The organism is Candidatus Chordibacter forsetii (assembly GCF_964187505.1).
GTDB lineage: Bacteria > Verrucomicrobiota > Verrucomicrobiia > Opitutales > Seribacteraceae > Chordibacter > Chordibacter forsetii.
Genome location: NZ_CAXLML010000140.1, coordinates 1 through 10961 on the forward strand (window position 1 = coordinate 1; position 10961 = coordinate 10961).

Here is a 10961-nt window from a genome sequence, read left to right on the forward strand (position 1 = left end):
AGGATGAATAATTGCCCATCTCTCGGTCTTGGGTTGAGAGATGTTGTAAAGGACGCACCTGCATTTATCATTTCCTTTTTCCAATCCGAATCATTCCAAAAACTAACCACTTGAGACCCTTTTAAAATGGGGGGAGCTTTACCGCACAATTCATCGAGGTCTTTTATCTGCAGCCAATTCCATTCCTTACCTAAAAGAGAAAGGTAATTTTCATTGGCGTACAGACTAATCGAGAAGCCTTGCTGGTAAGCAACCTTTAATAATGGAAGAGTAAGGATAAAATCACCCAAGCCCCCCCCTCTTAAAAATACGATATCCTTCCTCACTGTGTTCTCATATCCGGCCAAAGGACTGGAGAGTTTTATAATACCCTTATCTTAAAATTTACTCTCGATAAACGAGCGTACACTTGAAGGATTAACATCTACCCGATGCTTGACTGGTTTTCGATCCAGCAATGCTTCAAGCACAGGAGATATCGGGATTTTAAGTCCAGCATCCTCAAAAACCTGTGGGAATTTCGCCGGATGTGCCGTGGCTAAAACCACCGAAGGTTGATCCTTAGGCAGATCTTTAAAGGCACATGCTGTGTGCGGATCAACCAAGTACTGATATTCATTCCAAACATTTCCAATAATTTCGGGAATCTCCTTATCCGTTGTACAGGAGCTGGAAAATCCGGGAATGGAAAAGTTTTCGAAAGCGTATCTACCCTCTAAGCGAAAACAATTCATCACCTCGCGTACCCGCTGTGAATTACCCTCTAAAAAATAAAACAGCAGGCGTTCAAAATTGGATGCCACCTGAATATCCATAGAAGGTGCCAAACTTGGTGAAACTGAGCCTAATTCATACTCCCCTGAATCAAACAAGCGATGTAAGACATCATTCTTATTTGTTGCCACACGAAATCCACCTATAGGCACATTCATTTGCGTGAGTAGCCAGCCGGCAAATACATTACCAAAGTTTCCAGTTGGAACAACAAAAGTAGTCTGGTTTCGGATAGCAGGGTCCAATCGCAACCAGGCATATAAATAATAGACCGACTGAGCAAGTATCCGGGCTAAATTGATTGAATTGACGGCCGACAAGCCAATCGATTCACGAAAAGCAAGATCACCAAAAAGTTCTTTCACTGTTCGTTGGGCATCATCAAAGGTTCCCTCGATTGCCAAAGGAAATACATTTTCCGCTCCAGTACAGGTCATTTGACGCTCTTGTAACGGTGAAACCTTGCCATCAGGATACAGGATAAAAACCTTTACCCCAGATTTCCCTAACAAACCAGATATGGCAGCCGCACCAGTATCTCCAGAAGTCGCACCGAGCACGCAAAGTTTTTTTCCTGTCCTTTTAATCTGTAACTCGTAAAGGTTCCCGAGCAGTTGCAGAGCAAAGTCCTTGAATGCAAGGGTTGGACCATGAAACAGTTCCAAGACCTGCCAACTTTCATTTAAGCGAACAAGCGGAGCGATACCTGGGTCGGAAAAGTTTTTGTAAGCCGAATGGATTGCTTTTCGCAAATCTTCATCATCTAGATCGGTCGCAAATTTCCTGAAGAAAGCATGACATAAATCTGGATATGACAAGCTTGCCCAATCATTCAATTCACTTGCTAAGTCCGGAAAAGTTTCGGGCAAATACAACCCTCCATCGGGAGCCAGTCCCTGGGCCACTGCTTCACTAAAGCTAACCGGCTCGACTCCTCCACGTGTACTGAGGTAGCGCATGCTCGATCTAAACTGAATTACTTACCCAACCCAAAGGCTTGATGAGCCACTCGAGTTGCTTCATCCCCGCTTTTCGGTTCAACCGCTACAGAAATCTTAATCTCCGAGGTACTGATCATCAACATGTTGATACCTTCATTAGCAAGAGCATCAAAAAAAGTGGCAGCAACTCCAGAGTGAGAACGCATGCCTACGCCAACCACAGATACCTTAACAATATTGGTACTCTTTCCGAGCTTACCCCCGTTGCCATCAGCAAAATGTTCCTTAAGTGCTTTTTCTGCCCGGAACGCATCTTCTGAAGGAACAGTAAAGGAAAGATTGGCCAATCCTTGGCGGCCAACATTTTGAATAATCATATCCACGACCACTCCTGCTTCAGCCATCACCTTAAATACGGCAGCAGCAGCACCTGGGCGGTCGGGCAATTCGGTCACGCTAATACGCACTTGGTTTTTGTCTGTGGCTACGCCGCTTACGAGCATATCCTCTAACGATTTTACTTTCTTTTTTACCATGGTTCCGGATTTTTTTGAGAAACTTGATCGTACCTCAAATGGAATATTGTGTTTCTGGGCAAATTCCACCGCTCGTGTCTGCATTACTTTTGATCCACTGCTTGCAAGTTCGAGCATTTCTTCGTAACTAATTTCGGAGATTTTGCGCGCATCAGGAACAATGCGTGGATCTGCAGTGTATACACCCTCAACATCTGTAAAAATCTGACAACCCTTTGCCCTTAAAGTACCCGCCAAAGCGATCGCACTGAGATCTGAACCACCCCGACCAAAAGTAGTAACATCTCCTTTGTCATTCACGCCCTGAAAGCCGGCAACCACCACCACATTTCCAGCACGCAATTGCTTGCGCAAATCCCCGCCGGTGACTTCGCGTATACGCGATTTTGCGTGTAAACCCTCGGTCTGGATTCCCGCTTGCCATCCAGTTCTCGAAATTGCAGGGACCTTGATTGTGTGTAATGCCATACAAAGCAGAGCGATCGTCTCCTGCTCTCCACAGGTCATAAGCATATCAAGTTCACGCTCAGATGGATTTTTCTGAATAGCCTTGGCTCTTTCTATAAGTTGATTGGTGACTCCTGCCCGTGCCGAAACGACAACCAATACCCCATAGCCAGAATCAACCGCTAACTTAACTCGACGAGCCACTTTTTTAATACGGTCAACATCCGCCACCGAAGTACCTCCGTATTTCTGTACCACCACATTCATCTTAAAATATTCCGTTCGGATCAAACATTCGAAAGAGTACGGGCTTATCCATAACCCCAGGTAGTTGCTCCAATTGACCCAACGCTTGGTCAATGGAATGCTCGTTGGTTTGATGGGTCGTTAATATCAGGCTTGCTGGCTGATTATTCTCATGGGGGGTTTGAGAGACCGTGGCTAAACTGATGCCACGGTCGGCAAGGCAATCTGCAACTTTGGCCAACTGCCCTGGACGATCATCCACCGAGAGACGTAAATAAAATCTACCCGCAATTTCCTGGGGTGTTGCCATGGAACACTCTTCGGGGGATACATGTAATAATTTAGGCATCGATGAAAGGCCTTGCATACCCTTGACCACATCGACCAAATCAGAAATTACTGAGCTAGCAGTAGGGTCCTGCCCTGCTCCACGACCGGTCAGGACAACAGTGCCCACCACCGATCCATTCAGGCATATGCCGTTGTGCACTCCATCAGTACGAGCAATGGTCTCCTCAACTGGAATTAATGCCGGGTGAACTGCTACGGATACATGATTGTTTTCAAAATTTCTTCGGATTACTCCGATCAGTTTTATACGACAGCCAAGAGTTTCAGAAGCTGCTAAGTCTTCATTAGAAATCCGCCGTACACCCTCAACTGTTACTTCATTTAAATCGACCCATATTCCATGGGCCAAGTAGGCAAGAATCACAGCCTTGTGGGCAGCGTCCACTCCATCCAAATCAAGAGCTTCGTCGGCCTCCACATAGCCGAGTTCACGGGCATCTCCCAGGACATCTTCAAAACTTGCACCTTCTTTCTCCATCCGGGTAAGAATGTAATTAGAAGTTCCGTTTAGAATTCCATAAATAAGGGGAAAGTCATTAGCGACTAAACTTTCACGCAGTACTTTAATAATGGGAATACCTCCTGCAACACTTGCCTCAAATCCATAGCCTACACCAGCTTTTTCAGCTAAGCGAAAAAGTTCCTCACCGTGTTCGCAAATCAAAGCCTTATTTGCCGTAACCACAGATTTCCCTTGAGCAAATGCCTGTATGGTCAATTCCTTTGCTTCCTCAATCCCTCCAATAAGTTCACAAATTAAATCTATTTCTGGATCGTTTACGATTGAGGCAGAATCAGTGGTCAAACATTCGGCCGGAATTGCAACGCTGCGTTCCTTCTCAAGAGAGCGGACTGATGCCCGTGTGGGTACCAATTTTGACCCCAATATTTTGGGCCAGAACTTACTATTTTCCAATAAATGTTTCCATGTCCCCTGGCCAACAGTTCCAAAACCCAATATGCCCACCTTTAACTCTTTTGGGGTATCCTGTGCTTGATTATTCATCTGACAAATGGTTATCGTTTGGTTTTATCTTTACGCTCAAATCTGTTTTCAGTTCCTTGGCGCAAACGAAGGAGGTTGGCCCGGTGCCTCCAAACAATCCATCCCATCACAATAAAGGCCAAAAAAGTTTTGCCACCACCTCCAGGCTCATCAGCAGATATGCCTATAATCGCACATACAGGTAAACTTAAACCAAAAGCAATAGAAGCAACGGCCACATACCGAGTAAGATAAAAGGTAAGACCCCATACAAATAATCCAATCAGTAAACAGGCAGGCATTAAGGCCAATAATCCGCCCATCGCAGTTGCAACTCCCTTACCTCCACGGAACTTAGTAAACAACGGATAGGTATGACCGAGCACCGCTGCGGGCAAACCCCACAAAGCTAGTGAGGAGTCACCTGAAAAAGAAAATAAGGGAATTTGAAACCAACAAACTGCCAGTACACCCTTTAGAAAATCGAGGAAAAACACCAAATAACCCGAAGGTTTACCGAGAGTCCGTAAAACATTGGTAGCCCCAGGATTTCCACTGCCAACAGAAAAAATATCAACACCCGAACGCTTGGCCACAATCACAGCCCATGGAACCGATCCGATCAAATAACCGATAATTAAAACGGATATTGTCTCTACGCTTAACATGCTTTGAAGTACTAGATTAAAGTATTCGCTAAGGGCCTATTTCTGTCGAGATACCCGGGCTTCCTGAATATCCGCATCGGCGACCAATTGTTCAATTGCTTCAGCCGCGGGCTCTTCGTCTAATTCCAAAATAGTTAGTGCTGACTCAGAACCCTCGGACCGGCTCAGAGACATGTTAGCTATATTGACTCCAAACTGACCAAGTATCGACCCCACTTTCCCCACAATCCCTGGCTTATCCAAGTTTCTCACCACAAGTAAGGTATCCACAGGGCGGGCCTCGATGGCTTCTCCATCTACCTCAACAATTCTCGGATCAGCATTCTTTCCAATAATCGTACCCCGAACCGATTGTTCCTTCCCATTGGAATCAATAGTTCGCACCTCGATCAATTCATTATAATCCGCAGAGGAGGAAGACTTAGTGGTTTCTACTTTTATGCCCAACGCTTTTATCTTATAGGGGGCATTGACATCGTTTACACCTTCATCCCCTGCAATTCCATTGAGCCAGCCTTTTTGAACGGCACGGGTTAAGGGAATGGTATCAAAATCAATCATCCCCCCCCAGTATGTGATGTGTAAGGACTGAACAGTTTCTCGAGCAGCTTGTCGGGCAAATGCACCCAGGCGCATGCAAAGCTCTAAATAGGGGCTGAGGGTTTGCAAATCCTTCGGGTCGATCGAGGGCATATTAATGGCATTACGAATGCGACCGCCCTGCAACACCTCAGCAATAGCTTCCGCAATTTCTACCCCTACACTTTCTTGGGCTTCCTCGGTCGAGGCACCCAAGTGGGGAGTAAGGTTTAAATTTTCAAGGCTACGAAATTCATGATCTTCAGGCAGAGGTTCCTGTTCGTAAACATCTAGTCCGGCAGCTGCAACTTTTCCGCTTTTCAAGGCTTCAATTAGAGCAGATTCCTTGATAATTCCACCACGGGCACAATTGAATACACGAACACCATCCTTCATTTTGGCAAAAGCAGCCTCATCGACAATTCCTTTGGTCTGAGCCGTCATTGGCATGTGTACGGTAAGATAATCTGCACGGGCGAAGGCGTCGTCCAAGTCGACCTTTTCAATTTCCAATTCCTTGGCCCGTTCCTCGGTTAGGTAAGGATCATAAGCGATCACAGTCATCTCAAATGCCCGGGCACGTTTGGCCACTTCGGCGCCAATTCGCCCAAGGCCTAAGATAGACAAGGTCTTATTTCTTAACTCCGCCCCTTTAAGCTGTTTACGTTCCCATTTTCCATCGCGCATGCCCGAGACACCGCGAACAACAGGCCGAGTACCGCAAAGCATGTGGGTGAAAGTAAGTTCTGCAGTGGCGATGGTATTCCCACCAGGGGTGTTCATAACGATGACTCCCCGCTCGGTAGCAGCATCGATATCAATATTGTCGACTCCTACGCCTGCTCGACCGACTGCTTTAAGCATAGGAGCGGCTTCCATAACTTCCCTGGTTACCCGAGTATCACTTCGAACGATAATGGCATAAGCCTCGCGGGCTTGCTCAACCACCTCATCAGGTGATAAACCATAGGCTTCGACTACTTCAAAGCCATCTTGCTTTTGCAAAAACTCTACTCCGAGTGGAGAGATGCGATCCGCTACTAGAATCTTCATAGGTGCTGAAAGGTATTTAAAAAGAAAGGTTTAACCTACTTTAAATCCTCCTTTTGGCAACGAGTAAAGCCACCTGTAAGATTTATGGCTTTCCCCATCCAGCCCTCGATGACATTGTATTTTGATATGTTTCAAAACTTGTCGGATAAATTAAGCGGGGTCCTCAAAACCCTTGGTGGAAAAAGTAAACTGTCTGAGGATAATATTTCCGATGCCCTAACTGAAGTACGCAAGGCACTTCTATCAGCTGATGTTCACTTCAAGGTAGCCCGTGAATTTGTGGATGAAGTTAAAAGTGCTTGTTTAGGCCAGGAAGTGTTAAAGTCCGTCGAACCTGGTCAACAAGTTGTAAAAATTATCAACGATGAATTGGTCAGATTACTCGGCGAGGGGAATTCTGCTCTCCATACTGACCGTCCATTACGCGTTCTTATGGTTGGCTTGCATGGGGCAGGAAAAACTACCACCTCAGCAAAACTAGCCAAGCATCTCGTCAAGGATGGCAGGACCCCAATGTTGGTTGCTTGCGATGTTTACCGACCTGCTGCCATCGATCAATTGGAATTTCTTGCCAAACAAGAGAATTTTTCATGTTACCTGGACAGGGAAAGTAAGGATGTTTCTGCCATCGCAAGAGCGGGCTGGGAAAAATCGAAATCTAACGGTTCGGACCTCGTCATTTTTGATACTGCGGGGCGTCTGCAAATTGACGATAATTTGGTCGACGAATTAGATCGTCTGAAGAAAGAAATTGATCCGCATGAAATCCTCTTAGTTGCCGACGCAGCCCTAGGACAAGAGGCAGTAAATGTAGCCAAAACTTTTCACGAACGCTTAGGACTGAGCGGTATCATTTTGACCAAAATAGATGGAGATGCCCGTGGAGGTGCCGCCCTCTCCATGAAGAAAGTCACAGGGGCTCCAATCAAGTTCATGGGGACAGGCGAGAAAATTGATGAATTTGAAGCTTTTCATCCGGACCGCCTGGCCTCCCGGATTTTAGGAATGGGAGATGTTGTGTCTTTGGTTGAAAAAGCGCAGGAACATTTCGATGAAGAGGAATCTGCTCGCATGGCCGAGAAAATGCTCAAAGCCGAATTCGACTTTGAGGATTTCCTTACCCAAATGAGGCAAATGAAAAAACTCGGGTCCATGGGTTCGATTGCACAGATGCTTCCAGGTATGGGTAATGTTCAAGTAGGCGACAAAGAAGAAGCCGCACTCGGGCGGCACGAAGCCATTATTTTATCGATGACCAAGCAAGAACGCCGCTTCCCCCGAATCATTGGCGGATCCCGAAGAAAAAGAATCGCCGATGGAGCAGGTGTTCAAATCCGTGACGTTAATTTATTAATTAAACAATTTTCCCAAATGCAAAAAATGATGAGGAAAATGAAAGGCGGAAAGATGAAACAATTAATGAATGCCTTTGGTGGCGGAGGTGGTGGTGGCTTGCCTGACCTTGACGGGATGGACCCAAAACAATTAGCCAAGCTCGCTAAGCAATTTAAATAAGACCTTTGTGAGTTAAAATTTTTCGGAAAGCAGATTAAATACAGCCTTTATTTTATCTGCATCCTTGATTCCCGGACTACTCTCCAAACCACTATTCAAATCAATTCCATCCGGCTCAGCCTGGCGGACCGCTTCATTCAAGGTATCCGGTCCAAGACCCCCGGCTAAAATCCACTGATATCCGGGATGGTCAACCCGTAACCTTTTAAACCTTTCCCAATCGGCTTGCTTCCCGGTTCCTCCGTAAGCATCAATTGTGTAAGCGTCCATGAGGATGGACTTGGCAAAGGTCAAATATTCCAGGCAAAATTCATCTACCTTACTCAGGCGTGGAGCAAGCCATAGATTGGCACGCCCGACCAATGTTGACCACTCAGCAATCTTATCTAATGAAAACCCACTTGGAAAATGAAATTGGAACTTATCGAAACCGGCTTCGATAAATTCGCGGACTCGTGACATATCGGGGGTAACCGCTACTGCGACTTTACAAGTACTCTCAAAGTTTATTTCAGCGATCAAACGTTCGTACTGTTCCATGGAAAGGTTCCTCGGAGAAGCCGGGTGAAAAATAAAGCCAAGGGCGTCCGTTCCGGCATCCTGACATATCCGAATATCTTCAGATCGGGTAATCCCGCAGACCTTAACTATTTTTGGCCTCATCCAGACGCAGAAAAATGCTCAACTAAAGCATCAATCAAACCATCAGTGCTCGGATGGGATGCCTCCAAATCAATCTTTAAATCGTTCTCCTTCAATGTCTTGGATGTTTGCGGCCCAAAGCTGCAAAGAATAGGCTTTCGAGCACCTCCCTCAAAAATTAAATCATCCGATTGTTCTACATACGAAAGAGCGGTAGAGGAACTGGTGAAAATGATGGCGTCAGCACCATTTTTAAGAAATGTACTAAGAACAGGAGCTTCCAGAACATCTGCAAAATCTGTCTGGTATACAGGTAAGGTGTCGACAATTGCCCGACCGACTCCCTCCAAAACATCCACCAAAATTTCCCGATTCCGATTACCCGTGATGACCAATACATTGGCACTATCTAAACTATCGGTACCAATCAATTCCTTCGCTAATCCTTCAGCAGTAGAATCCTGAGAAATAAGTTCGATATCGAGTTGATAGGCTTGTAAGACCTCGGCTGTAGATTCTCCGACACAAGCAATCCGCATAGGTCCAAAGCTTCGAATATCTGAATAGGCACGAAAGAAAATTTCCATAAAGGCCTTAGCCCCATTAGCACTTGTAAAAACTACCCATTCATAAGTGGCAATACCTGCAAATACCTCAGCTACAAGCTTTCGATCTTCTGCTGGTTCGATTTTAATTAAAGGTAAGTCAATCACTTCTGCTCCGAGTTCTTCAAGTCTGCTTCGCATTTTGCTCTTCTGACCGCTTGCCCGGGTAAGGACTATTCGACGCCCAAATAAAGGTGCCCGGTCAAACCAAGTTGAAGAACGAGCCAGGCCGATTGAATTTCCCACAAATATAATGGCAGGAGCGCTTAAGTCGCCCACCCTAGCTTGCTCAACCAATTCCCCAAGGGGAGCAAGGATTTTTCTCTGACCAGGCAAGGTGCCTTGTGAGACCACAGCGGCAGGCCGATCTTTTGATAATCCACCAACGAGCAATTTTTCTACGATCTCTTCAAGTTTGCTCATCCCCATGTAAATACAAAGGGTACCCCCGACTTCAGCAAACTTTGCAAAATCAACACGTAAGGATTCCTTAGCCACATCCTCATGACCAGTAAGAAAGGAAATGGAGGAACCAAAGTCCCGGTGAGATAAGGGAATACCTGCATAAGCAGCACAAGCTAAAGCAGCCGTTACCCCAGGAACTACCTCATAAGGCACATCGGCTTCATCCAACGCAAGCATCTCCTCCGCACAACGACCAAACACAAAAGGATCTCCGCCCTTTAAACGCACGACCTTCAATCCATCTTGTGCCTTGGCAACAAGTATTTCCCCAATCTCAGATTGCTCCATGGTGTGCCGCCCCGGACTTTTGCCGACATCGATTCGTTCACATCCTGCCGATGCCCAGTCGTGAAGTTTTCGATTTGCCAAATGATCGTATACCAAGACATCACATCCTTCGATTAGGGAACGAGCCCTAAGAGTTAATAATCCGGGGTCTCCAGGACCTGCACCCACTAGGTAAACAATGCCTTCGCTTAGTTGATTTTTGTCCATTCTATGACTTCTTTAATCCAATCCGATTCTTCCCTCCCGGCAATCGTCAAAGTTTTAATCCCACAATTCTCATGAAAAAAGGCCAGTTTATCGCTCGTTTCAGAGAAATGAGCTCCCAATGCTACTTGGCAACCGCCCCCTAAAGCAACCAAAACGGCCCTCTCAATTTTGACCGCTCTTTCAGTCGATTTATCGCTAACTTGATTAAAATAACGAACATCTTCGGAACGAGTTTGTAGAGCGATCGCTCCTTGGCCCGGAGCCGGAACCATTTCGTTTAATTTTAATTTTCGAAAGGACAAACCAGGAAATGCACGAATGCCTAAACGATTCAATCCCGCGGCTGCAAGTAGACTCGCATCTGCTTCTCTACCTTGAGAAATTTTTTGCAAACGCGTTTCTACATTTCCTCGTAATTCCATCCACTTCGCTTGGGGAAACAACCGAGTTGCCTGAGCTCTTCTTCTCGGACTTCCCGAGGCTATGGCTTTGGGCTCAGGGCAATCCTCCTTAAATACCAAAACATCGCTCGGATCTTCTCGCTTAAGAAAAGCAGCCAATTCCAAACCCTTTGGCATCTCCGTTGGCATATCCTTAGCACTGTGTACTGCAAGATCGGCTCGACCATCGAGTAAAGCAAGTTCAAGTTCCTTCGTAAA

10 protein-coding genes are annotated in these 10961 nt (G+C 46.0%); 1 reads left to right on the plus strand and 9 read right to left on the minus strand.

Translation table 11 applies throughout. The annotated features are described in order from the left end of the window. The 6 genes from ACKPQ4_RS06165 to serA form a co-directional block, all read right to left on the minus strand. Window positions 1-290, minus strand: a 290-nt coding sequence (locus ACKPQ4_RS06165) for a hypothetical protein (RefSeq protein ID WP_407680325.1), incomplete at its 3' end; no start/stop codon positions are given. An 87-nt stretch (window positions 291-377) separates the two neighbouring features. Then, window positions 378-1733, minus strand: a complete 1356-nt coding sequence (gene thrC, locus ACKPQ4_RS06170; RefSeq protein WP_407680326.1) for a threonine synthase — start codon at window positions 1731-1733, stop codon at window positions 378-380. Between the two features lie 17 nt (window positions 1734-1750). Then, entirely contained in the window at window positions 1751-2965 is a 1215-nt protein-coding gene (locus tag ACKPQ4_RS06175; protein ID WP_407680334.1) for an aspartate kinase, read from the minus strand. 1 nt (window position 2966) lies between these two features. Beyond that, on the minus strand, window positions 2967-4301 hold the full coding sequence (locus ACKPQ4_RS06180; RefSeq protein WP_407680327.1) for a homoserine dehydrogenase: 1335 nt from the start codon (window positions 4299-4301) through the stop codon (window positions 2967-2969). A gap of 11 nt (window positions 4302-4312) precedes the next feature. After that, window positions 4313-4948 carry a glycerol-3-phosphate 1-O-acyltransferase PlsY gene (plsY, locus tag ACKPQ4_RS06185; RefSeq protein ID WP_407680328.1) on the minus strand — a complete coding sequence of 212 codons (636 nt, stop codon included), beginning with the start codon at window positions 4946-4948 and terminating at the stop codon, window positions 4313-4315. 36 nt (window positions 4949-4984) lie between these two features. Next, entirely contained in the window at window positions 4985-6580 is a 1596-nt protein-coding gene (serA, locus tag ACKPQ4_RS06190) for a phosphoglycerate dehydrogenase (protein ID WP_407680329.1), read from the minus strand. A gap of 108 nt (window positions 6581-6688) precedes the next feature. On the opposite strand from serA, the gene ffh reads away from it, so the two are divergent. Further along, window positions 6689-8095, plus strand: coding sequence for a signal recognition particle protein (ffh, locus tag ACKPQ4_RS06195; RefSeq protein WP_407680330.1), 1407 nt, complete (start codon window positions 6689-6691; stop codon window positions 8093-8095). A 12-nt stretch (window positions 8096-8107) separates the two neighbouring features. Here ffh and ACKPQ4_RS06200 read toward each other — a convergent pair whose 3' ends face one another. From ACKPQ4_RS06200 to hemC, 3 genes are all read right to left on the minus strand, one after another. Continuing rightward, window positions 8108-8758, minus strand: coding sequence for a phosphoribosylanthranilate isomerase (locus ACKPQ4_RS06200; protein ID WP_407680331.1), 651 nt, complete (start codon window positions 8756-8758; stop codon window positions 8108-8110). Then, complete coding sequence (cobA, locus tag ACKPQ4_RS06205) at window positions 8755-10302, minus strand: uroporphyrinogen-III C-methyltransferase (RefSeq protein ID WP_407680332.1); 1548 nt, start codon at window positions 10300-10302, stop codon at window positions 8755-8757. The genes ACKPQ4_RS06200 and cobA overlap by 4 nt, the downstream gene beginning before the upstream one ends. Then, window positions 10284-10961, minus strand: a 678-nt coding sequence (gene hemC, locus ACKPQ4_RS06210; RefSeq protein ID WP_407680333.1) for a hydroxymethylbilane synthase, incomplete at its 5' end; no start/stop codon positions are given. The genes cobA and hemC, both read right to left, overlap by 19 nt.

Bases quoted from the DNA above. Each gene is read 5' to 3' on its own strand.
- plsY (WP_407680328.1), bottom strand. From the start codon at position 4,948: ATGTTAAGCGTAGAGACAATATCCGTTTTAATTATCGGTTATTTGATC.
- thrC (WP_407680326.1), bottom strand. From the start codon at position 1,733: ATGCGCTACCTCAGTACACGTGGAGGAGTCGAGCCGGTTAGCTTTAGT.
- ACKPQ4_RS06200 (WP_407680331.1), bottom strand. From the start codon at position 8,758: ATGAGGCCAAAAATAGTTAAGGTCTGCGGGATTACCCGATCTGAAGAT.
- serA (WP_407680329.1), bottom strand. From the start codon at position 6,580: ATGAAGATTCTAGTAGCGGATCGCATCTCTCCACTCGGAGTAGAGTTT.
- ACKPQ4_RS06180 (WP_407680327.1), bottom strand. From the start codon at position 4,301: ATGAATAATCAAGCACAGGATACCCCAAAAGAGTTAAAGGTGGGCATA.
- cobA (WP_407680332.1), bottom strand. From the start codon at position 10,302: ATGGACAAAAATCAACTAAGCGAAGGCATTGTTTACCTAGTGGGTGCA.
- ACKPQ4_RS06175 (WP_407680334.1), bottom strand. From the start codon at position 2,965: ATGAATGTGGTGGTACAGAAATACGGAGGTACTTCGGTGGCGGATGTT.
- ffh (WP_407680330.1), top strand. From the start codon at position 6,689: ATGACATTGTATTTTGATATGTTTCAAAACTTGTCGGATAAATTAAGC.